Annotated in this window: 21 protein-coding genes; 12 read left to right on the top strand and 9 right to left on the bottom strand. The window is 55.7% G+C overall.

Features of this window, described 5'->3' with window-relative positions:
* The first annotated feature begins 38 nt into the window (after positions 1-38).
* Positions 39-1,163 carry an S-(hydroxymethyl)glutathione dehydrogenase/class III alcohol dehydrogenase gene (locus tag F3I44_RS01880; protein WP_150010444.1) on the top strand — a complete coding sequence of 375 codons (1,125 nt, stop codon included), beginning with the start codon at positions 39-41 and terminating at the stop codon, positions 1,161-1,163.
* A 12-nt stretch (positions 1,164-1,175) separates the two neighbouring features.
* Positions 1,176-2,018 carry an S-formylglutathione hydrolase gene (gene fghA / locus F3I44_RS01875; protein WP_150010446.1) on the top strand — a complete coding sequence of 281 codons (843 nt, stop codon included), beginning with the start codon at positions 1,176-1,178 and terminating at the stop codon, positions 2,016-2,018.
* A gap of 86 nt (positions 2,019-2,104) precedes the next feature.
* On the opposite strand, the gene F3I44_RS01870 is transcribed toward fghA, so the two are convergent.
* The 5 genes from F3I44_RS01870 to F3I44_RS01850 form a co-directional block, all read right to left on the bottom strand.
* Positions 2,105-2,893 (bottom strand): ABC transporter ATP-binding protein, encoded by a 789-nt coding sequence (locus F3I44_RS01870; RefSeq protein WP_150010654.1) that lies wholly within the window; start codon positions 2,891-2,893, stop codon positions 2,105-2,107.
* The gene (locus tag F3I44_RS01865; RefSeq protein WP_150010448.1) at positions 2,893-3,969 is read right to left on the bottom strand and encodes an iron ABC transporter permease; all 1,077 of its coding nucleotides are present in this window, start codon (positions 3,967-3,969) and stop codon (positions 2,893-2,895) included. The genes F3I44_RS01870 and F3I44_RS01865 overlap by 1 nt, the downstream gene beginning before the upstream one ends.
* 384 nt (positions 3,970-4,353) lie before the next feature.
* Positions 4,354-5,820 (bottom strand): amino acid permease, encoded by a 1,467-nt coding sequence (locus tag F3I44_RS01860; RefSeq protein ID WP_150010450.1) that lies wholly within the window; start codon positions 5,818-5,820, stop codon positions 4,354-4,356.
* Positions 5,821-5,937: 117 nt separating this feature from the next.
* Positions 5,938-6,804, bottom strand: a complete 867-nt coding sequence (yieE, locus tag F3I44_RS01855) for a DNA-binding transcriptional regulator YeiE (RefSeq protein ID WP_150019231.1) — start codon at positions 6,802-6,804, stop codon at positions 5,938-5,940.
* Positions 6,805-6,813: 9 nt separating this feature from the next.
* Positions 6,814-7,188: a YkvA family protein gene (locus tag F3I44_RS01850; RefSeq protein ID WP_150010454.1), complete on the bottom strand. Its 375-nt coding sequence runs from the start codon at positions 7,186-7,188 to the stop codon at positions 6,814-6,816.
* A gap of 106 nt (positions 7,189-7,294) precedes the next feature.
* Between F3I44_RS01850 and F3I44_RS01845 the strand changes: the two genes are divergently transcribed.
* Complete coding sequence (locus F3I44_RS01845; RefSeq protein ID WP_150019230.1) at positions 7,295-8,350, top strand: YeiH family protein; 1,056 nt, start codon at positions 7,295-7,297, stop codon at positions 8,348-8,350.
* Between the two features lie 51 nt (positions 8,351-8,401).
* Positions 8,402-9,247, top strand: a complete 846-nt coding sequence (nfo, locus tag F3I44_RS01840; RefSeq protein WP_150010458.1) for a deoxyribonuclease IV — start codon at positions 8,402-8,404, stop codon at positions 9,245-9,247.
* Between the two features lie 313 nt (positions 9,248-9,560).
* Here nfo and fruA read toward each other — a convergent pair whose 3' ends face one another.
* Genes fruA through fruB form a run of 3 tightly spaced genes read right to left on the bottom strand, consistent with a single transcriptional unit; the run spans position 9,561 to position 13,349 of the window.
* Positions 9,561-11,267: a PTS fructose transporter subunit IIBC gene (gene fruA, locus F3I44_RS01835; RefSeq protein ID WP_150010460.1), complete on the bottom strand. Its 1,707-nt coding sequence runs from the start codon at positions 11,265-11,267 to the stop codon at positions 9,561-9,563.
* Between the two features lie 16 nt (positions 11,268-11,283).
* Positions 11,284-12,222, bottom strand: a complete 939-nt coding sequence (gene fruK / locus F3I44_RS01830; RefSeq protein ID WP_150010462.1) for a 1-phosphofructokinase — start codon at positions 12,220-12,222, stop codon at positions 11,284-11,286.
* A complete protein-coding gene (gene fruB / locus F3I44_RS01825) occupies positions 12,219-13,349 on the bottom strand; it encodes a fused PTS fructose transporter subunit IIA/HPr protein (protein WP_150010464.1) in 1,131 nt (376 codons plus the stop codon). The genes fruK and fruB overlap by 4 nt, the downstream gene beginning before the upstream one ends.
* 510 nt (positions 13,350-13,859) lie before the next feature.
* Here fruB and vapB point away from each other — a divergent pair.
* The gene (gene vapB, locus F3I44_RS01820) at positions 13,860-14,090 is read left to right on the top strand and encodes a type II toxin-antitoxin system VapB family antitoxin (RefSeq protein WP_150010466.1); all 231 of its coding nucleotides are present in this window, start codon (positions 13,860-13,862) and stop codon (positions 14,088-14,090) included.
* The gene (locus tag F3I44_RS01815; RefSeq protein ID WP_150010468.1) at positions 14,087-14,503 is read left to right on the top strand and encodes a type II toxin-antitoxin system VapC family toxin; all 417 of its coding nucleotides are present in this window, start codon (positions 14,087-14,089) and stop codon (positions 14,501-14,503) included. Before vapB ends, F3I44_RS01815 begins: the two co-directional genes overlap by 4 nt.
* 34 nt (positions 14,504-14,537) lie before the next feature.
* On the opposite strand, the gene F3I44_RS01810 is transcribed toward F3I44_RS01815, so the two are convergent.
* Positions 14,538-14,792 carry a YkgJ family cysteine cluster protein gene (locus tag F3I44_RS01810; RefSeq protein WP_150010470.1) on the bottom strand — a complete coding sequence of 85 codons (255 nt, stop codon included), beginning with the start codon at positions 14,790-14,792 and terminating at the stop codon, positions 14,538-14,540.
* A 343-nt stretch (positions 14,793-15,135) separates the two neighbouring features.
* Between F3I44_RS01810 and yeiP the strand changes: the two genes are divergently transcribed.
* The 6 genes from yeiP (at position 15,136) to F3I44_RS01775 (ending at position 22,229) form a co-directional block, all read left to right on the top strand.
* Positions 15,136-15,708, top strand: coding sequence for an elongation factor P-like protein YeiP (yeiP, locus tag F3I44_RS01800; RefSeq protein ID WP_003854146.1), 573 nt, complete (start codon positions 15,136-15,138; stop codon positions 15,706-15,708).
* A 75-nt stretch (positions 15,709-15,783) separates the two neighbouring features.
* The gene (locus F3I44_RS01795) at positions 15,784-16,752 is read left to right on the top strand and encodes a GTP-binding protein (RefSeq protein WP_150010472.1); all 969 of its coding nucleotides are present in this window, start codon (positions 15,784-15,786) and stop codon (positions 16,750-16,752) included.
* A 42-nt stretch (positions 16,753-16,794) separates the two neighbouring features.
* Entirely contained in the window at positions 16,795-17,502 is a 708-nt protein-coding gene (locus F3I44_RS01790) for a phosphatase PAP2 family protein (protein WP_150010474.1), read from the top strand.
* A 513-nt stretch (positions 17,503-18,015) separates the two neighbouring features.
* The gene (mepS, locus tag F3I44_RS01785; RefSeq protein ID WP_013358530.1) at positions 18,016-18,591 is read left to right on the top strand and encodes a bifunctional murein DD-endopeptidase/murein LD-carboxypeptidase; all 576 of its coding nucleotides are present in this window, start codon (positions 18,016-18,018) and stop codon (positions 18,589-18,591) included.
* Positions 18,592-18,813: 222 nt separating this feature from the next.
* Positions 18,814-20,376, top strand: coding sequence for a cyclic di-GMP phosphodiesterase (locus F3I44_RS01780; protein WP_190285898.1), 1,563 nt, complete (start codon positions 18,814-18,816; stop codon positions 20,374-20,376).
* A gap of 44 nt (positions 20,377-20,420) precedes the next feature.
* Positions 20,421-22,229 (top strand): extracellular solute-binding protein, encoded by a 1,809-nt coding sequence (locus F3I44_RS01775; protein ID WP_150010476.1) that lies wholly within the window; start codon positions 20,421-20,423, stop codon positions 22,227-22,229.

The raw sequence follows: 22,229 nt of genomic DNA, 5'->3' as shown, positions 1-22,229 counted from the left end.
GTCATCGCACGTCAAAATCTGACTGGAAGAGGGATTGCATGAACATGATCAAAACCCGTGCCGCTGTTGCCTGGGCTGCTGGCGAACCGCTGAAAATCGAAGAAGTGGATTTGATGCCACCGCAGAAAGGCGAAGTGCTGGTGCGCATCGTCGCGACCGGTGTCTGTCATACAGATGCTTATACCCTCTCCGGCAAAGATCCGGAAGGCGTTTTCCCGGCGATTCTCGGCCATGAAGGCGGCGGTATCGTGGAAGCCGTGGGCGAAGGCGTGACCAGTGTGGAAGTCGGTGACCATGTCATTCCGCTTTACACCCCGGAGTGTGGCAAATGTAAGTTCTGCCTGTCGGGCAAAACTAACCTCTGCCAGGCGATCCGTGCCACTCAGGGCAAAGGCCTGATGCCGGACGGCACCACTCGCTTCTTCAAAGATGGCAAACCGATCTTCCACTATATGGGCACCTCGACCTTCTCTGAATACACCGTGATCCCGGAAATCTCGCTGGCGAAAATCAGTAAAGAAGCGCCACTGGAAGAAGTTTGCCTGCTGGGCTGTGGCGTCACCACCGGCATGGGCGCAGTAATGAACACCGCTAAAGTCAAAGAAGGCGACACCGTGGCGATCTTCGGTCTCGGCGGCATCGGTCTTTCTGCGGTCATCGGCGCGAAAATGGCGAAGGCCGGCCGCATCATCGCAATCGACCTCAACACCAGCAAATTCGATCTGGCGCGCAAGCTGGGTGCCACCGATCTGATTAACCCGAAAGATTACGATAAGCCGATTCAGGATGTGATCGTCGAGCTGACCGACGGCGGCGTGGATTTCTCGTTTGAGTGTATCGGTAACGTCAACGTAATGCGTTCCGCGCTGGAGTGCTGTCACAAAGGCTGGGGCGAGTCTGTGATTATCGGCGTCGCCGGTGCCGGTGAAGAGATCGCTACTCGTCCGTTCCAGCTGGTAACCGGTCGCGTCTGGCGCGGTTCCGCCTTTGGTGGCGTGAAAGGCCGTTCACAGCTGCCGGGCATTGTGCAGGATTACCTTGATGGTAAGTTTGCCCTGAACGACTTCATCACCCACACCATGCCGCTGGAAGAGATCAACGACGCCTTTGATTTGATGCACGAAGGAAAATCGATTCGCTCGGTCGTGCACTTTAACAGGTAATCAGGAGGCGTTATGGCATCCACTCTGGAGCTACTGGAAGAACACCGTATTTTTGGCGGCTGGCAGCAGCGCTGGCGTCATCAGTCGGCCGTGCTGAACTGCCCGATGACCTTCAGCATCTACCTGCCTGATCCGCACGGTGATGCGCCGCCGCCGGTGGTCTGGTTTCTGGCCGGGCTGACCTGCAACGATGAGAACTTCACCACCAAAGCGGGCGCGCAGCGCGTGGCGGCGGAACTGGGTCTTGTGCTGATTATGCCGGATACCAGCCCGCGCGGTGAAGGCGTTGCCAACGATGAGGGCTACGATCTGGGTCAGGGCGCGGGATTTTATCTCAATGCCACTCAGCAACCCTGGGCCCGTCATTTCCGCATGTTCGACTATCTGAGCAGCGAGTTGCCCGCCCTGATTGCGGATAACTTCAAAGTCAGTGAACGTCAGTCGATTATGGGTCACTCCATGGGCGGTCACGGTGCGTTGATGCTGGCGCTGCGTCTGGGTAACCGCTTTGCTTCGGCGTCTGCCTTTGCGCCGATTGTGAACCCTATGCAGGTGCCATGGGGCCAGAAAGCGTTTAAGGCCTATCTGGGCGACGACCAGGCGGCGTGGCGGGAATATGACAGCTGTCATCTGATGGCAAAGGTGTCGCATCGTCTGCCACTCCTGATCGACCAGGGCGACAGCGATCAGTTCCTGGCCGATCAGCTGCAACCGGAACGGTTAGAAGAGATTGCCAGAGAAGTCGGTTTCCCGCTGACGCTACGTATTCAGCCGGGTTATGACCATAGCTACTTCTTTATCGCCAGCTTCGTGGAAGATCATCTTCGCTTCCATGCACAGCATCTGCTGGCGTAAATCATCAGGGCCGCAATAGCGGCCCTGAATTTTTCTGCATGCTGTACGGGCGGGAACGCTGGCTCAAAGCCAGGCCAGCCCGATTCTCAGACCAGTGCCGGTCCGGTCAGCCCGTCGATCATTACCTGCGGAATACCGCGTGAGCAGTGTTCGATACGGCCATTCACGCCATACACTTTTGCCAGCGTAGCCGGCGTAATCACCTTATCCGGCTGCCCTTCCGCTACCAGTGCGCCCTGCTTCAGCATCAGTGCGTGTTGCGCATGACGCAGTGCAATATTGATGTCATGCACCACCACTACCGTCACGATGTTGCGCTGGGCAGTTTCGCGACGAACCAGATCCATCACGTGGAACTGGTAATTGAGATCCAGCGCGCTCAGCGGTTCATCCAGCAGCAGCAGCTTAGGGCGACGGATCAGTGACTGCGCCAGCCCGACCAGCTGCTTCTGACCGCCGGAGAGCTGATCAAGGTAACGCATCGCGAGATGCGCAATCCCCAGTTGTTCAAGCAGATGCATGATTTCGGCTTCGCTGCTGGCGCTGTGCAGACCGCCGGAGGCACGCTGCGCCACAATGATCGACTCCAGCACGTGCAGATGCACGCCCGCAGGCAATGACTGCGGCAGATAGACCACGTTCTTCGCGCGGCGGGCAAACGGCTGGGTCATCAGATCTTCACCGTTGAGCCACATCTCACCCTGACCTTTATTCAGCCCGGCCAGTGCACGCAGCAGTGTCGATTTACCACAGCCATTCGGTCCCAGCAGCACGGTGATCTCACCGCGTGGCAGCGGTGCCACATTGAGATTTTCAATGACTTTATGTTTGGGATAACCGGCATTGAAGCCGCGTAACGTCAGCCCCTGTTCCATCATACTGTCCCCCGATGGCGCAGAATAATACTCAGGAAGAACGGCACGCCAATCAGTGAGGTGACGATGCCGACCGGGATGATCACGCCGGGAAGCAGGTTTTTCGAGGCAACTGACGCCAGCGACAGCACCAGGGCACCGACCAGCGCACTGGCTGGCAGATAAAAGCGATGATCTTCACCAAACATCATGCGGGCAATATGCGGCGCGACCAGGCCGATAAAGCCGATAGGGCCGACAAAGGCCACGGCCAGCGCCGAGAGAATACTGATGCGCAGCAGCGTCGCCAGACGCAGACGACGTACATCAATACCAAAGCTCACCGCACGATCTTCACCCAGACGCAGCGCCGTCAGCTTCCAGCTGCTCATCATTGAGAACGGCACCAGAATGGCCAGCGCGACGGTCAGTACGCCCAGCTTCTCCCAGGAAGCACGCGCCAGGCTGCCCATGGTCCAGAACACCAGACCCTGCAGGGTGTCTTCGCTGGCGATGAACTGCATCATTGAGACCAGCGCGTTAAAGGTGAAGACCAGTGCGATACCAAACAGTACCACGCCCGCCGATGAAACCTGTGTCCAGCGGGTCACGGCATCCAGCATCAGCGCGGCGAACAGCGCAAAGACAAAGGCGTTGGCAGAGATTAACCACTGGTCGGGAATGCCGGGAATACCGATGCCGAGAATGATCGCCAGCGCGGCACCAAATGCCGCTGCCGAGGAAACACCGAGAGTAAACGGGCTGGCCAGCGGGTTATTCAGGATGGTCTGCATCTCTGCACCTGCCAGGCCCAGTGACAGCCCTACCACCAGCGCCATCAGCGCATAGGGCAGACGAATGTCCCAGACAATAACGCGGGTGCCGGCATCCACGCTGTCAGGGCTGAGCAGCGTATTCCACAGCGTATCAAGGGAGAGTCCGGCCGGACCCAGGGTAAAGTCGAGGATCAGCGAGGCGACAATGGCCACCAGTAATACGCCAATCCAGATCAGGCGGCGTCGCAGCACCTGATGGTAGTTTTGCATGGTGTGGTGAAGCGTCTCTTCCCCCGCCAGCAGCGAAGTTTCGGTAGTCATGTTTGAACCCTGTGTGGCTATCACGTCAGAAAACGCAGCCACAATAGTGCAGGTGATAATAATTATCAATTCGTGAAGATAAGCGAGACGTGAAAAAAGGGTAAAAAAGGGTGTTGCAGGCGGGAGAATGGCTCAGGGAGCCTGCGCCTTTCGCAAAGACGCAAAACCCGCCATCCCTGGCGGGCTCAGCGCGGGCGATTACGCACCTCATCCCTGAGGTGCGCCCGTTGCCGGGCCAACGCGTTGCGTTGTTCAAAAACGCTCCCGGCGTTTTTGTCCCTGGCCCGCTATGCTTTGCTACAGGCACAGGCTCCCATCGCTTCACGATTCCTGCGGCCTGCCAGAACTGCGGCAGGCACCGTGCGCAGGAGTCAGCGCACAGAACTACTCTTTATGAACCGGGAACGCCATCTCGCTGTACTTCACGAAACGGCTGCCGCGCGTCAGCCTGTAACCAAACCAGATAATCAGGAACAGCGGAAGACCAATGTAGGTTGCCGCTACGCCGTACCAGTCGATGCTGTCGTTGAGGAAGGCCTGATAGTTCTGACCCAGTGTGATGATCAGGCAGAGCACAAACGCGAAAATCGGACCCAGCGGGAAGAAGCCGGAACGGTAAGGCAGATCGTTCAGGTCACGTCCCTGGGCGACATAGCCCCGACGGAAGCGATAGTGACTAATGGCAATACCCAGCCAGGCGATAAAACCGGTCATGCCTGAGGTATTCAGCAACCACAGATAAACTTCCTGGTTGCCAAATTTTGAGGTCAGGAAGCAGAGTCCCGCCACCACAGTCGTCGCCCAGAGAGCATTACGCGGCACGCCGCCTTTAGAGAGTTTCGCGAAAATACGCGGCGCTTTACCTTCAGAGGCCAGGTTGTACAGCATGCGCGTTGAGGCATACATACCGGAGTTACCGGCAGACAGCACCGCCGTCAGAATCACTGCATTCATCACCGCTGCCGCAGAGAGCAGACCCGCGTTGCGGAACACCAGAGTGAACGGGCTGACGCTGATATCATCAATGTCGTTGTGCAGTAATTGCGGATCGGTGTACGGCAGAATCAGGCTGATAATCAGGATGGCAAACACATAGAACAGCAGGATACGCCAGAAAATCTGCCGCACGGCACGGGGGATATTTTTTGCCGGGTCTTCAGATTCGCCCGCCGCGATACCGATCAACTCGGTGCCCTGGAAGGAGAATCCCACAATCATCGCCACGCCAATCATCGCCGCAAAGCCGCCCGCAAATGGCGCATCGCCCACCTGCCAGTTCTGCCAGCCCGCATGCTCTGCACCGCGCATGATGCCGGTGATCATCAGCACACCCACGATGATAAAGATAATGACGGTGGCCACTTTAATCAGCGAGAACCAGTACTCCGCCTCGCCAAAGCCTTTTACTGAGATGTAATTGAGCAGGAATATCAGTCCCAGGAACAGTGCGCTCCAGATCCAGCCTGGCGTGTCGGGGAACCAGTAGGTCATCACCAGCTGGGACGCCACCAGATCAACAGCGATAGTCACCGCCCAGTTGTACCAGTAGTTCCAGCCGAGTGCGAAACCAAAGCCCTCTTCGACATATTTTGCGCCGTAGGTGGCGAAAGAGCCGGATACGGGCATGAAAGCAGCCAGCTCACCGAGACTGGTCATCAGGAAGTAGACCATCAGGCCGATCAGCATGTAGGAGAGCAGTGCCCCGCCGGGACCAGCCTGAGCAATCGTTGCGCCGGAGGCGACAAAAAGGCCGGTACCGATAGAGCCGCCGATGGCGATCATCGTCAGATGACGGGCTTTTAACGCACGTCGTAATGCAGGTTGTTGTGTTGTTTTTGAGTCATTATGCATGTGTTAACGCTACGCTGGGTAAAAATGAGGCGCGATTGTATCAGCCAGACCGCCTCTGTATAGCTGATGCCATGCTGTTATAAGTTAAGTTCATGATCGCACCCGAATTATTAGCAGTCACTCACGGCAATAGGACAAAAAGCGCGTCAGTGCCTTTGAAATATGCTTCTGTCGGTGATGGATGCGATAGAGCGTCCGGGTCAGGCGTGGCAACGGAATCGTCAGTTCTGTCAACGTCCCCGCCTCCAGCAGATCGGCAATCACCCGGCGCGAAAGACAGCTGATGCCCATGCCGTGCCGCACTGCATGCTTGATCGCTTCTGAGTTGCCCAGCTCCATACCCAGCTGAAAACTCGGCAGGTGTGACAGCAGCAGATAGTCGACGATTTCCCGGGTACCGGATCCGCGTTCGCGCAGAATCCACGGCGCTTCTGCCAGGGTTTTTAGCGTCACCGGCTGTTGCAGAATCGCGGCGTCTGGCGCAGAAAACACCACCAGCTCATCTTCCAGCCAGGGTTCGCTGACCAGCTCGGTCATATGGCACGGCCCTTCAATCAAGCCGACATCCACGCGGAAATCAGAAATCGCCTGAATCACATCCTGACTGTTACCGACGCTCAGCTCCAGCGGCAGACCGGGAAAGTCACGACGCCAGGCCGCCATCATGCGCGGCAGCAGATAGTTACCAATGGTGCTGCTGGCGAAGATGCGGATCGCGCCGTTATCCTCTTTGAATAGCTGCTCAATTTCGCCCGCCTGCTCCAGCAGACCGACCGCACGCGGATAGAGCAGTCGCCCGTGCTCATTCAGCACCAGCCGTTTGCCGACCCGATCAAACAACTGCACCCCGAGCTGACTTTCCAGATCGGCCAGCGCCGCGCTGACCGCCGACTGTGACAGCGCCAGCAGTTGCGACGCCTGAGTAGTGGAACCGCTTTTCAGCACTTCGGTAAACACTTCGATTTGCCGCAGCGTAATGTGCATCGTCGCCTCTTAACTCAGTGAGTGCCTGACAAGGTAAATGATTAATGCCAGCCAGATCAGCCCAACCACGACCAGCCAGCCTGCAATCTTTTTGGCGCGCGAACGCTGGGACTGTGCGCGTTCGCTGCTGCTGATGCGCACCTCTCGTGGCAGCAGCCGCAGCAGAATCATGACGCCCGTGGGAATAATCACCGCGTCGTCCAGCAGACCAACAAACGGAATCACATCCGGGATAAGATCGATCGGGCTGACCCCATAAGCAACCAGCCCCAGCGTGCCCAGTTTGTTCCACAAGGGCGTGCGCGGATCGCGAAAGGCGAACCACAGCACTAATACATCTCTTTTGATTAGCGTCGCCCAGCGGCGCAGACGCGAAACTATCATGATTGCCGCCTTATCGTTTATTCTGGTCAATTATAAATATATTATCAATTTCACTTTTAAGCCAGTCACCCTCATGATCATGACTCAACCACGAGGAGTGACCACCATGACCGAACTGAGCATCCATAAAACGCATCATCCCGTTACGCTCTGGTTCCCCGGTCTGCTGCTGACTGCCGCGATTGCCGGGGCTGCCAGCTGGCTGGCGCAGCAACCAGCGATTGCCACGCTGGGGCTGGGTTCACTGACCCTGGCAATTATGCTGGGTATCCTGGCTGGCAATAGCATTTATACCCCGCTTGCCTCGCGTTGCGACAGTGGCGTGGCGCTGGCTAAACAGAAGCTGCTGCGACTGGGGATCATCCTGTTTGGCTTCCGCATTACCTTACAACAGATCGCTGACGTCGGGTTCAGCGGCATCCTGATTGATGCGCTGACGCTGAGCAGCACCTTTTTTGTTACCTGCCTGCTGGGTATCCGGCTGCTGAAGCTGGATCGTGATACCGTCTGGCTGATTGGCGCAGGCAGCAGTATCTGTGGGGCAGCGGCCGTGCTGGCGACTGAGCCGGTAGTGAAAGCCGCACCGTCGAAAGTCGCGGTGGCTATCGCGACTGTGGTGCTGTTCGGCACGCTGGCTATCTTTATCTATCCGCTGCTGTGGCCGCTGGCGCATCACCTGTTTCCGGGGCTGAGTGCCGCGCAGTTTGGGGTGTTCACCGGCTCAACCATCCATGAGGTGGCGCAGGCCGTGGCCGCCGGTCACAGTATCAGCCCGGAGGCTGAGAACAGCGCCGTGATTGCCAAAATGCTGCGGGTGATGATGCTGGCACCGTTCCTGCTCTGCCTGAGTGCGGTGTTACGCGGCAAACGCAACGCGAGCCAGGCGCGTCAGCCGGTGACCTTTCCCTGGTTCGCGCTGCTGTTTATCGCGGTTGCGCTGTTTAACTCGCTGCAGCTGTTGCCTGCGGCGTTGGTGGCCACGCTGAATGAGCTGGCGGGTCTGCTGCTGGCGATGGCGATGGCCGCGCTGGGCTTAACCACCCGTTTCGGGGCATTGCGTGAGGCAGGCGTTAAACCACTGCTGCTGGGCGCGCTGGTGTTTGGCTGGTTAATCGCGGGCGGCGGCACCCTCAATCTGCTGGTGCAACATTTCATGGGCTAGCGGCATCGGGTATCATGCCGTTTCACCCGTGCATAGCCCCAGGAGAAAGGCATGAAATATATTGGCGCACACGTGAGTGCGGCAGGTGGTGTGGATCAGGCCGTAATCCGCGCCCATGAAATAGAAGCCACCGCCTTCGCCCTCTTTACTAAAAATCAGCGTCAGTGGAAAGCCGCCCCGCTTTCCACCGAGGTGATTGATGCTTTTCGCGCCGCCTGCGAGATGTACAAATTCAGTCCGCAGCAAATCCTGCCGCACGACAGTTTTCTGATTAATCTCGGCCATCCGGTTGAAGAGGCGCTGGAGAAATCCCGCGCGGCCTTTATTGATGAACTGCAACGTTGTGATCAGCTCGGCCTGACACTGCTGAACTTCCATCCTGGCAGCCATCTGCATCAGATTGATGAAGAAGCGTGCCTGAAGCGGATTGCGGAGTCGATTAACATTGCTCTCGATCAGACGCAGAACGTCACCGCCGTCATTGAAAATACCGCCGGTCAGGGCAGTAACCTGGGTTTCCGCTTCGAGCATCTCGCCACCATTATTGAGCATGTCGAAGATAAGTCACGCGTCGGCGTCTGTATTGATACCTGCCATGCGTTTGCAGGCGGTTATGACCTGCGTACCGAAGCGGACTGCGAAGCGACCTTTGCCGGGTTTGAGCGCATTGTCGGCTTTAACTATCTGCGCGGCATGCACCTGAACGATGCCAAAAGCGCCTTCGACAGTCGCGTTGACCGCCATCACAGTCTGGGTGAAGGGAATATCGGCAAAACGGCGTTTAGCTGGCTGATGAAAGATCCCCGGTTTGATGGTATCCCGCTGATTCTGGAAACCATCAATCCCGATATCTGGAAAGATGAGATTGCCTGGCTGAAAGCCGAACAGCAGGGATAGAAAAAGGGAGCCAGTTGGCTCTTTCAAACGGCTGAGAAGTTTAAAGCGATGGGAGCATACGCCTGGAGTAAAGCATCGCGGGCCATGGACAAAAATGCCGGAAGCGTTTTTGAACAACGCAACGCGTTGGCCCGGCAACGGGCGCACCTCATGGATGAGTTGCGTAATCGCCCGCGCTGAGCCCGCCAAGGATGGCATCCTTTGCGTCTTTACGGAAGGCTTATGCTCCCTGAGCCTATACCTCACAAAAGCAAACAGGGAGCCATCCGGCTCCCTGTTATTTTTACTTCAGCAGATTATGCACTTCAGCACATCAGGCTTTCGCCAGCTGCTCTTCCGGACGTTTCAGAACCGCATAGCTCAGACCTGCAATCGCGGTACCGATGATAATCGCCATCAGATAACCGATAACCGGCGTAATTGCGCCAGGGATCAGCAGGACAAACAGTCCACCGTGCGGTGCCATCAGTTTTGCGCCAATCGCCATGGAGATCGCGCCGGTAACCGCGCCGCCCACGATGCAGCAAGGCAGTACGCGCATCGGGTCACGGGCAGCGAACGGAATCGCACCTTCAGAGATAAAGCAGAGACCCAGAACCAGTGCCGCTTTACCGCCTTCCTGCTGACCTTTGTTGAATTTACGACGGGCAACCAGCGTAGCCAGACCCATCGCCAGCGGTGGCACCATACCGGCGGCCATAATGGCGGCCATCGGTGCATACGTCTGCGAGCTCAGTAAGCCGACGCCAAATGCGTAAGCCACCTTGTTCACCGGCCCCCCCATATCGGTACACATCATGCCGCCCAGAATTGCACCCAGCAGGACCGCATTCGCCGTACCCATGTTGGCCAGCCAGTGCGTCAGGCCATTCATGATGCCCGCAACCGGTTTACCCACCACGTAGATCATCAGCAGGCCGGTGATCAGGCTGGCAAACAGCGGAATAATCAGTATCGGTTTCAGCGCTTCCATACTCTGCGGCAGTTTAACTTTGCCGCTGATCAGCTTCGCCGCATAACCGGCAATAAAGCCTGCGATGATACCTCCTAAGAAGCCCGCGTTGATGCTGGTGGCGATCATACCGCCAATCAGACCAGGCGTCAGACCCGGACGGTCAGCGATGGAGAAGGCGATAAAGCCCGCCAGTACCGGCACCATCAGGGCAAAGGCGCTGCCCCCACCGATTTGCATCAGCGCCGCAGCCAGTGTGCCCTGCTCTTTAAAGGCTGTGATACCAAAAGCGAACGACAGGGCGATGCTCAGACCACCCGCGACCACCATCGGCAGCATGTAAGAAACACCGGTCAACAGGTGACGATAAGCCCCTGCGCCGCCTTTCTTCTCTTCTTCACTGCTAGTGCTCTGTCCGGCAGCCGCCACTTTATACGGCTTCGCTTCTGCTACCGCTTTATCCAGTTCCTGGGCGGTTTTCTTCAGCGCCAGTCCGGTTGAGGTGCGGTACATCGGCTTACCGGCAAATTTCGCCAGATCGACTTCGATATCAGCAGCGACGATCACCAGATCGGCAGCCGCCACCTCTTCCGGGGTAATCGCATTACCGGCACCCACGGAACCGCGGGTTTCAACTTTCACCCACCAGCCGCGGCGGGTCGCTTCGGCCTGAATCGCCTCGGCAGCCATAAAGGTGTGCGCCACGCCGGTCGGACAGGCGGTGACAGCAACCACGCGTTTCGGCGCGCCAGCCTGAGCCGCAGCAGGTGCGCCAGCCGGTGTGGCCACCGCAACGGTTGTCTGCCAGATTTTGGCTTCGGCTTTCGCCCGGTTCAGGAAAGTGTCCGGCTCGCGGACGGCCAGCTGGATATCGCCCAGCCAGACCGCTTTACCGTTCAGCGCCGCATCGTCCGGCACGTTTTTGCCCAGCACGATCGCCATTTCAGCGTCGGCAGGGTTATCAGTCAGAGTCAGGCCCGCAGCAGGTGCGGCCGCAGCCAGACGTTGTTGCGCCATATAAGCGGAAGCCAGTCCCAGTACAGGGTCTTTAATCAGCAGCGTTTTCATTATCGCTCTCCTGCTGTCAGTTAACGGGTTGTAAGTCGACGCGCGCCATCATTGCGGCCAACTGAGTACGATCGGAAACGCCGACATTGCTCTGGCTGACGGCCATCGCCGCCACGGCCGTCGCAAGACGCAACGTGTGTTCGCTGGATTCGCGCATCAGCAGGCCATAAATCAGGCCGCCAACCATGGAATCACCGGCACCCACGGTGCTGACGACTTCACACACCGGCGGTTTAGCAATCCATTCACCGGAGGCGTTGACCCACAGCGCGCCTTCTGCGCCCAGCGAAATCACCACATGGGCGATGCCCTGCTCGCGCAGTTCGTGCGCCGCGCCAATCACATCCTGCAGACCAGGCAGTTTGCGACCAGCCCAGATTTCCAGCTCACGGCGGTTAGGTTTAACCAGCCACGGTGCGGCTTTGAGTCCTGCCACCAGCGCCTCGCGGCTGCTGTCAAAAATGATGCAAGGGCAATGAGTGCGCAGTTCGGTCATCCAGCGGGTAAAGGCATCGTGATCGACACCTTCCGGCAGGCTACCGCTGACGCAGACCATATCGAACTGGCCCAGCCAGGTCAGCGAGTCGGTGGTAAAACGATCCCAGTCCTGAGCGGTGACCTGAAAACCGGAGAAATTCAGATCGGTCACGTCGCCGGTCTGTTCTGTGAGTTTAACGTTGATACGGGTACGGCCCGGCACCACCTGGAAACGGTTAGCAATGCCCAGCTCGCTGAACAGCTGCTGGAACCCATCCTGATTCTCTTTACCCAGGAAGCCACCCACAGTGACATCGATACCCAGATCTTTCAGGACCTTAGCGACGTTGATGCCCTTGCCCGCCGCATGCAGGCCGGTAGTTTTCACCAGATTGACTTCGCCGCGTTCAATTTCAGGGGTATAGCCCACCAGGTCATACGCCGGATTCAGCGTGATGGTGGCGACGCGTCTGCTCATGATGCCCCCTCACCCAGACCGCTGGTGATCGCTTCTTCAATGGCGTTCAGCGCCTGCTGTGCATCGTCACCGCTGGCGGTGAAGCGCAGGCGATGGCCTTTCTTCACGCCCAGCGCAACCACTTTCATCAGGCTGCGGCCATTGGCAGGTTTACCACTGCCGTCCAGGTTGGTCACGGTGATGTCACTGTTGAACTGCTTGATCACGCTGACCAGTGCGGTACCCGGACGGGCATGCAGACCATGTTCGTTACGGATGGTGTATTCGGCGGTCAGTACCTCAGCCTGCTCATCGACTTCGCTGGTCAGCAGCGCGTAGACGCCTGCCGCATCGGCTTTCAGCAGACGATCGGCTTTGCCCTGCTGCAGTAATGCGCTGAGGTAACCCAGCACTTCAAGCGGACGCTCATCGGTCGCCGACACGCTGATTAACAGTGAAGCTTGTTCGCCCTGATGGTCGAAGGCATGTTCAGCGCGGCTGATAGCCACGCCGCTGCGCAGGTTGCCGAGGCTGCTGTCGCTGAGCCAGATGCCCTGCCCCAGATTCAGCGGCGTCGTTGAGACCACGTCTGCGACATAGCTGGCATCCACCACGCCCGCGGACTGCAGCCGACCGGCGTTCATCGCCTGGAGGGTGATCAGATCGCTGGCGGCTACGTTCAGCGTAATTAATGAAGTGTCGAAGCTGAATTCAGCGGCTTGTTTCTCGCCCATCAGTAACGCACGAAGATCTTCAGCAGAGGCGGTTTTTAGCTGTTCGGCAATGGAGTCATCGCTCAGAACGTGCGTCAGCTGACGCAGCAGCGCCAGATGTTCATCTGATTTAGCAGCAATCCCGATCGCGACATAGGCGGTCTGATCGTCGCCCCAGGCAATGCCCTGCGGGAACTGAAACACCTGAACACCGGTTTTCAGCACCAGATCGCGGGTATCGGTGGTGCCATGAGGGATGGCGATGCCGTTGCCAAGAAAAGTGGATGTCTGCTGTTCGCGCGCCAGCATGCCGTTGACGTAGCCTTCCGTCACATTGCCTGCAGCGGTTAACGCGGCAGCGACCTGACGAATGGCCTCTTCTTTGTTCTGGGCGCTGGCTCCGGTATGGATGGCCTGCAATTCGAGCTGGAACATAATTCTCCTCGCTTGCTGAGATTGAATCGTTTCAGCCAGTGGGGATTTTTTTACGCCATGCTGTTGAAAACAGGTGGCGCAGTCACCGCTGAAACGTTTCAGGGATTGTGGTACAGCTACTTTCCGGAGGCAAGAAAATGCGCAAATGGCGTAACAGATTTTTGACGTTACGCACATTTCGGGGTGGTTAAGGGGAATAAAAAGTGAACAGGCTGACGCGGCTGCTGTAAACCAAAGATTACCGGGCCAGAAATTTCAGCAGCGTCAGCGTCTCAGGGCGCGGTATCCGCTTCAGGTTGCAGCAGATATGTCATCGCCTGATGGCGGGAGTTGCCGCATGGGCGGTGTGCCTAAGTATTTTTGTACCGGCCTGTGTGATGACATTCGCAGCAGCAACATATGCCTGACCTATACATTCACTGAGCGTTGGCATAAACTGAGTCACTACGTTCATCCAGGCTATTACTGACGCCTGTGTTCGGGCCAGATTTCTAAAGAGGAACGTCCAACATGAGAATCGTCTCTGTATTCAAAAATGGCAATAATCGCGCCATTCGCCTGCCTCGCGACATGGACTTTGAGGGAGTGAGCGAGCTGGAAATTATCAGGGAAGGAGATGCTATTATTCTGCGTCCTGTCAGACCCACATGGCGTTCATTTACCCAGCTTGAGAAAGCTGATTCTGACTTCATGACAGAGCGTGAAGACGTTATCAGCGATGAGGGACGTTTTGACCTGTGAACAACACTTACATGCTCGACACTAATATCTGCTCATTTATTATGCGTGAGCAGCCTGAAGAAGTCATCCGGCGACTGGAACAGGCAGTGCTACGTAACCACCGGATTGTGGTCTCTGCAATTACTTATGCTGAAATGCGTTTCGGTGCGATTGGAAAGAAAGCTTCACCGCGGCATATGCATTTGGTAGATGCATTCTGCGCACGGCTTGATACTGTACTTTCATGGGACCGTGCAGCGGTAGATGCAACCACTGAAATCAAAGCAGCGCTGGCTGCTGCCGGAACGCCGATTGGTCCTAACGACACTGCGATTGCCGGGCATGCCATTGCGGCCAGGGCTATTCTGGTGACCAATAACACACGCGAGTTTCAACGGGTACCCGGATTGCAGCTGGAAGACTGGGTCAAATAAGCGCCTGGATTCAGTCTAAGCCGTGGACCGGTTCTCAGGCGCTTGTGCTGGCTTCAAGCTCAATCAGGTAGGTCATGGCTGAGGCGCGGTCTGTAAGACACATGTCAGTAGAGGGTTGCAGACTTCCGCATACTTTCGGCCTTAAATCTGAACCAAAAATCATGCACAAATTTTCATCCGATAACTGAATACATCGGACATTAGCCGGTTTACCCTGTGGCATTCCAGGAATTGGGCTTGAGATTGAGGGCGCGATGCAGCATGCACCACAATCAATACGACACTGCATTAACACCTCTCACTCGACCTTGAGAATACAACAGACAGTAACAGAACCTTAGAGGGATCGACACTGCGCTCCTCACCTCATAACTTTCTGACTTAATCATTCACCGTCAGGCATGCCATGAATCGGTGAAGAGCTCGAAGGCGCTGTGCAACAGGCACCGTACGGGCTACGGCATTGCATGCTGTGCTCCGACAGAGAAAGTCGCGGCGACAATAGCAGTCCACCGCGCTTATTACCATGAAAGCTGCGGCCTGACACAAAATTTCGCACCCGCGATATTGCCAGTTTTCACCGGCGCGAGTAACGTTGCGCGCACTTCACTCTCTTGATAGCGAGAACAGCAATGCCAAAAGCCAATGAAATCAAAAAAGGGATGGCCGTCACACACAACGGTAAACTGCTGCTGGTTAAGGACATTGATGTCCAGAGCCCCAGCGCACGCGGTGCCGCCACCCTGTATAAAATGCGCTTTACCGATGTCCGCACCGGTTTAAAAGTTGAAGAGCGCTTTAAGGGCGACGAGATCATTGATGCCATTTCGCTCAGCCGCCGCAGCGTGACCTTCTCTTATATAGATGGTGACGAATACATCTTTATGGATGATGAGGATTACACCCCCTACTCCTTTAAACAGGAGCAGATTGAAGAAGAGCTGCTGTTTATCCCTGAAGGCGGCATCCCTGGCATTCATGTACTGACAATGGAAGGTCAGGTGCTGGCACTGGAACTGCCACAAACCGTAGACATGGAAATCGTGGATACCTCACCCGGCATTAAAGGTGCCTCTGCCAGCGCCCGAACTAAACCGGCCGGCATGAGCACGGGCCTCTCTATTCAGGTACCGGAATACCTTAGCAACGGCGATCGCATCCGTATCCATATCGCTGAACGCCGCTACATGGGTCGTGCAGACTAACCACTGACCTGCTGCTCATCGTGATAATGTTATAGTATTACATTATCACGCTATTCTCTGGCAGGAGTCCGCCCTATGACACGCGTTAATCTGATTACCGGTTTTCTGGGGAGCGGCAAAACCACGCTGCTCTGCCATCTGCTGGCAGCCAGGCCCGCCGGGGAAAAGTGGGCAGTGCTGGTCAACGAATTTGGTGAGATTGGGATCGACGGCGCCCTGCTGGCCGATCGCGGTGCCACGCTGAAAGAGATCCCCGGCGGCTGCCTGTGCTGCGTTAATGGCCTGCCGATGCAGGTCGGGCTGAATATGCTCCTCAGGAGCAAACCCGATCGGCTGCTGATCGAGCCAACCGGCCTGGGTCATCCGCGTCAGGTGTTGCAGATGTTAAGCGCGCCATTTTATCAGGCGTGGTTGCAACTCAATGCCACCCTGACGCTGCTGGATGCGCGTCAGCTGGCCGATCCTCGCATCGTTGCCAATGAAAACTTCCGCGATCAGCTTGCTGCTGCCGATATGATTATCGCCAACAAGCGTGATTGCTGGGATGAGGCGGACCGTCAGCGCCTGGCCGACTGGCAGCAGCAGATGCAGCCTCCGCGTCCATTAATACAGACAGAATTTGGTCAGGTCCCCCTTTCCCTGCTTGATATGCCGTATCAGCCCCGCGATCTCCCTCTGCCACATCATCATCATCCGGCTACCCCCACCAGCGGTCTGGCGGCGTTACGTCTGGATGGCGAAGCGCGCTGGCGTCGGGCACTAAATCACGGCCAGGGTTACAGCGCCTGCGGCTGGCTCTTTGATGCTGCTACGCTGTTCGACAGCGGTGCGCTGCTGGAATGGGTGCGGCAGGCAGCGGTCGATCGTATTAAAGGTGTGATGCGCACGCCAGAAGGCACAATGCGTATTAACTGCCAGGCAAAAGCGTTGCAGAGTGAAAGCCTCGCTACACCGCCACCCGATAGCCGTATTGAGATCATTCATTCTCAGCAGGCTGACTGGAATCGGCTACAATCGACGTTGTTGAAGTGCCGTTTACGCTAACACAGGTATTGTCGGCGGTTATTTTTTAAATGAGTTCTGATTATGCGCGCAACCCGCCTTATTACTATCCTGCTACTTAATGCACTGGGCGTAGTGCTTTTTCTTTCGTGGTACCTGCCGCCAGAACATGGTTTCTGGTTCGGCATCGATAAGGCTATTTTCTATGGCTTTAATAATCAGATGGTGAGCCATCCGCTGTTCGCACTGATCGTTGCTATCACCAATTTTCGCGGTTTTGATGCGGTGTCATTGCTGGCAATGGGCTTGCTTTATCTGTCGATCTGGCGACGTGAAACGCCACAGGCGCAGCGGCGGATGCTGGCTATTGGTATCACTATGCTGCTCACCGCCGTAGTGCTCAATCAGCTGGGTCATCTGTTGCCGGTGAAGCACTCTAGTCCGACGCTGTTCTTTGAGAACGTGCATCGCGTCAGCGAACTGACCGGTATCCCTGCTAAAGATGCCTCGAAAGACAGCTTCCCTGGCGACCACGGTATGATGCTGATTATTTTCGCCTGCTTTATCTGGCGGTATTTTGGTTTCAACCGCTTTTTAATTGCGGCCGCTATTGTGGTGATATTTTCACTGCCGCGCGTCATGGCGGGTGCACACTGGTTTACCGATATTGCTGTCGGTTCAATGTCAGTGATTTTAGTGGGGCTGAGCTGGTGGTTATTAACGCCGGCCAGTGACGTGCTGGTTAACTGGTTTTATCGCAAATTACCGGGTAAATATAAGCCCGTGACGTAAATGTTAAGCGCGGACGATTTAATCGCCCTGGTCTTAACCGTCCGCGCTTATAAAAAACAGCCCACCACTATTAGCCTGCTAATTAAAATCACGAAAAGAAAAGGTTATGACCCTGCTGGCAGGTTAAATAGCCATCGATATCCTCTGTCAATAAAGAAAACGCTAAAAACCGAGGCTATGCCCTGAATTGACGCCCCTTTCACTGCCTGTTCTCATCATCATTTCACCACAATTGTAGCTATTGTAGTCAGTGTGTTACGGTTTGATTTCACATCAAAAAAACCTATATAAAATTGATCAAAAGCACTCGCCACGGCGTCTGTAATCAGTTAACCTCAGTCGCAGTGAGGCTACAGCGGCAGAAAATTCGGATTTTTTACCGTTAAAATGTGTCCATTAACACATTTTAGTCATTAAGGATTTGTCTTAGGCTGTTTCGCTTATTAATCTCCCTGTTTTGTCATCTGGCTGGCGACAATTTTGTCGTAAGGAAATCGAAGGAAAACCCGAATAATGGTCAAGTCTCAACCAATACTGAGATATATATTGCGGATTGTGCCCGCACTGGCGCTGGCCACACTCCTCTCAGCTTGTAGCAGTACCCATAGCAGTCAAAACGCGAATAACGAGAATCATGAAGTTAACAACCACAATGGTTTTTTACTTCAGGCGTCTCAGGATGAGTTTGAAGAAATGGTGCGTAACGTCGACGTTAAGTCGCGCATCATGGAACAATACGCCGTCTGGAAAGGTGTGCGCTATCGCCTCGGTGGCGATACCAAACGCGGGATCGATTGTTCCGCCTTTGTACAACGCACCTTCCGCGATCAGTTTGGCTTAGAATTACCACGCTCGACCTCTGAGCAGCAGGACACCGGTAAAGAGATTACCCGCAGTAAACTGCGTCCTGGCGATCTGGTGATGTTCCGTGCCGGCTCAACAGGTCGTCATGTAGGTATTTATCTGGGTAACGACAATTTCGTTCATGCCTCTACCAGCAGTGGCGTCATGATCTCCAGTCTCAATGATGATTACTGGAAAAAGCGTTACCGTGAAGGACGCCGTGTATTAAGTCGTAACCCGACCTGATTATCACTTTCGATCTTCTCTCAGCCAGAGAACATGAAACGCTGCTTACGCAGCGTTTTTTTTCGTGCCTTATTCTTAGCACCACCCGCTTTATAAGATAAAAGCATTGTATTTCAGATTAATAACGAGACATTTCGGACACTGTCGTTATATTCTCGGTCGCTTAAACCGAAGCAGTCGTGTGCAATGACATAATAATAATTTGATCAGGGGAAGTTCCTCATGCCACTGTCGGGGGCGCTAAGACGCCATGCCACCTATCCTCGCCGAATCGCATGGAGTAGCGCGATGGCTGGTGGCGTATTCTTTCTTCTGTTTGCCGCACTGTCACTTCACCAGACCTGGCAGAAGCGCGAACGACAGCATCAGCAACTGCTGGAGAACAGCCGCACAGCATTACAGCAAACGCTTTCCAGCCTGCTCAACAGTACCCTCAGTCCCCTGCTTCCGTTCACCCACACTGCCTGTCATACCATTAATCGTGAACTGACCTCACGCGCCGCGTTTGCCGGTAATCTGCGCGCCATCCTGCTGGTTAACAATGGCAATGCCTTTTGCTCCTCGGCCACGGGCAGTTTTAGTCTGCCGATCAATGTGATTTCGCCTCAGAGTGATACCTCACGCGATATTGATCTGCAGCTCATGTCAGGCACGCCGCTTCAGCCAAATAAACCCGCGCTGGGTCTGTGGATTAAAAACCCTGGCAGCCAGCCGTCAGGTGTCTTCGCGACGCTGAATATCAGCCTGACTTTCTACCAGTTACAGATCTCCGGGCATCCGGAAATTACCGGTATGGCGCTGATGACGCAGCAGAGTGCCTTAACCAGCTGGCAGTCTGGCGTGATGGCGAATAAAAGCCTGCCGCCGCCGCTGTACCAGCAGGCGCTGACAGGCTATCCGCTGCAGTTTGTATTGTTCGGTTCTGTTCTGGCGTTCAGCGATTATCAGAATATCCTGCTGTGCAGCCTGCTGCTGTCACTGCTGGTTTCCGGCGGCTGCTGGCTGCTGTTGTCTGTTTATCAGCGTCCGGGGAAAGAGCTGATTCGGGGCATGAAGCGCGGCGAGTTTCACGTTGAATATCAGCCGCTGGTCACCTCCCATGATGGTCAGCCTTATGGCATGGAAGCGTTACTGCGCTGGACCCATCCGACTGAAGGCCCGATCCCGCCGGATGTGTTTATTCAGTATGCTGAGTCGCAGAACCTGATTATTCCTCTGACCCGACATCTGTTTCAGCTGGTTTCCCGCGACGCACACCAACTCTGTCATACCATTCCCCGTCATGCCTGCCTCAGCCTCAACATCTCTCCGCTGCATCTGGCTGACAGCGGTTTCCGGCAGGATGTACTGCGCTGGCTTGATACCATGCCTTCGGCTCATTTTAATTACGTGTTTGAGATTACCGAGCGGGCCATGGTACGCGACGAAAACGTCGGAGAACTGTTTGACTGGCTGCATCAGCAGCATATCAATATTGCCATTGATGATTTTGGCACCGGCCACAGTGCGCTGATCTATCTGGAACGTTATGCGTTTGATTACCTGAAAATTGATCGCGGCTTTGTCCAGAGCATCGGCACAGAAACCCTGACCTCGCCGGTGCTGGACACCGTGCTGCAGCTGGCAAAGAAGCTGAATCTGAAAAGTGTGGCGGAAGGGGTAGAAACCGGTGAACAGGCCGCCTGGCTGATCCATCGAGGTGTGACCCATCTGCAGGGTTATATTTACAGCCGTCCGCTGCGACCGGAAACGCTGATAGACTATTTCCGGCGTCATAACGCCTGAGACGCTGTGACCCTAATCGCGCCGGACATCCAACAGGAGAGAACATGTTATTTCGCTTGGGATTTCTGCTGCTGTGCGGCCTGTTCAGCGCCCCGCTGCTGGCTGCCACAGTCCTGCAAACGTTCGCCTTCACACAGGCTGGCGAAGCGAAATATCCGCCCGGCTTCAGCCATTACGATTACGCTGATCCCCGCGCGCCGAAAAGCGGCAGCATTACGCTGGCGGTGGTGGGCACTTACGACAACTTCAACCGCTACGCCTCACGCGGCAATCCGGGCATCAACACCGGCACGCTTTATGACGGTCTTTACACCAGCTCAGACGATGAACCGGGCAGTTATTATCCACTGATTGCTGAATCAGCCCGCTACGCCAGCGATTTTACCTGGATTGAGATCCGCCTGAATCCGCACGCCCGATACCATGACGGCACGCCAGTCACCGCCCGCGACGTAGCGTTCACCTTTCAGAAGTTTATGACCGAAGGGGTGCCTCAGTTCCGCGTCGCCTATCGTGGCGTGACCGTCAGGGCGCTGGACGATATCACGGTCCGCATCGAGGCAAAGAAACCGGATAAAGATCTGCTGCTTGGGTTACTGACGTTTCCGATTATCCCCGAGTCGTTCTGGCGCGATAAGAAGTTCAACGAGCCGTTAAGCGCACCACCGTTGTCGAGCGGGCCTTATCGCATCACGCGCTGGAAGCTGGGCCAGTTTATTGAGTTTAGCCGCGTAAAAGATTACTGGGCTGCCGATCTGCCGGTGAATCGTGGACGCTTTAATTTTGATCGCATGCGCTATGACTACTATCTGGACGACAATGTGGCGTTCGAAGCCTTTAAAGCAGGTGCTTACGACTGGCGTGAAGAGACATCAGCGAAGAAATGGGCGACCCAGTATCGTGGTCGCAATTTCGACAATGGCAGCATCGTAAAAGAAACCACGCCCAATGAAGCCGCTATCGATACCCGCTGGCTGGCATTCAACAATGAAAAACCGCTGTTCCACGATCGCCGGGTACGCCAGGCGTTGTCACTGATGTTCGATTTCGAGTGGATGAACAAAGCGCTCTATTACGGTGCCTGGCAGCGTGCCAGCAGCTATTTCCAGAATACAGAGTATGCTGCCCACGGGGTGCCGGATGCACAGCAACGGGCGCTGCTTGAACCCTGGCGCGCGCAGCTGCCACCTGCGCTGTTCAGCCAGCCTTACCTGCCACACAAAACCGATGGCAGCGGCTATGACCGCGCCAGTCTGTTAAGCGCGTTTGAGCTGCTAAAACAGGCGGGGTGGCAGATTAAACATCGCCGACTGGTTAACGATAAAACCGGTCAGCCATTTACGGTCGAACTGCTGCTGCGCGGTGGCACCAGTACCGAATGGGCGTTACCGTTGCAGCACAACCTTGCACGGCTCGGCATTACGCTTGATCTGCGGCAGATCGACAGCTCGCAGTATCTGCGACGCCTGCGTGAAGGCGACTATGACATGATCGCCACCGTTTATGGGGCGATGCCGATCCCCACCTCCAGTCTGCAGATTCTCTGGCATTCCGACTACATCACCTCGTCGTGGAATACCGCGCGGGTCAAAGATCCTATCGTCGATCACTTTGTGAAACAGATTGTGGCGCATCAGGGCGACCCTGCCGCACTGCGGCCGCTGGCACAGGCGCTGGATCGGGTACTGCTGTGGAATGCGTATATGATCCCGATGTGGTACAACGCTGAACAGCGGCTGGCGTACTGGGATAAGTTTTCTCACCCTGCCCGCAAACCTGCCTACAGCAACGGGCTGGAAAACTGGTGGTACGACACAAACAAAGCCGGACGCCTGCCGGCCAGCAAACGCTAA

Source organism: Pantoea sp. F_5, assembly GCF_008631595.1.
In the GTDB taxonomy this organism is placed as follows: domain Bacteria; phylum Pseudomonadota; class Gammaproteobacteria; order Enterobacterales; family Enterobacteriaceae; genus Pantoea; species Pantoea gossypiicola.
The sequence above is the reverse complement of the archived record's forward strand: the minus strand, read 5'-3'. Positions and strand labels throughout refer to the sequence as shown.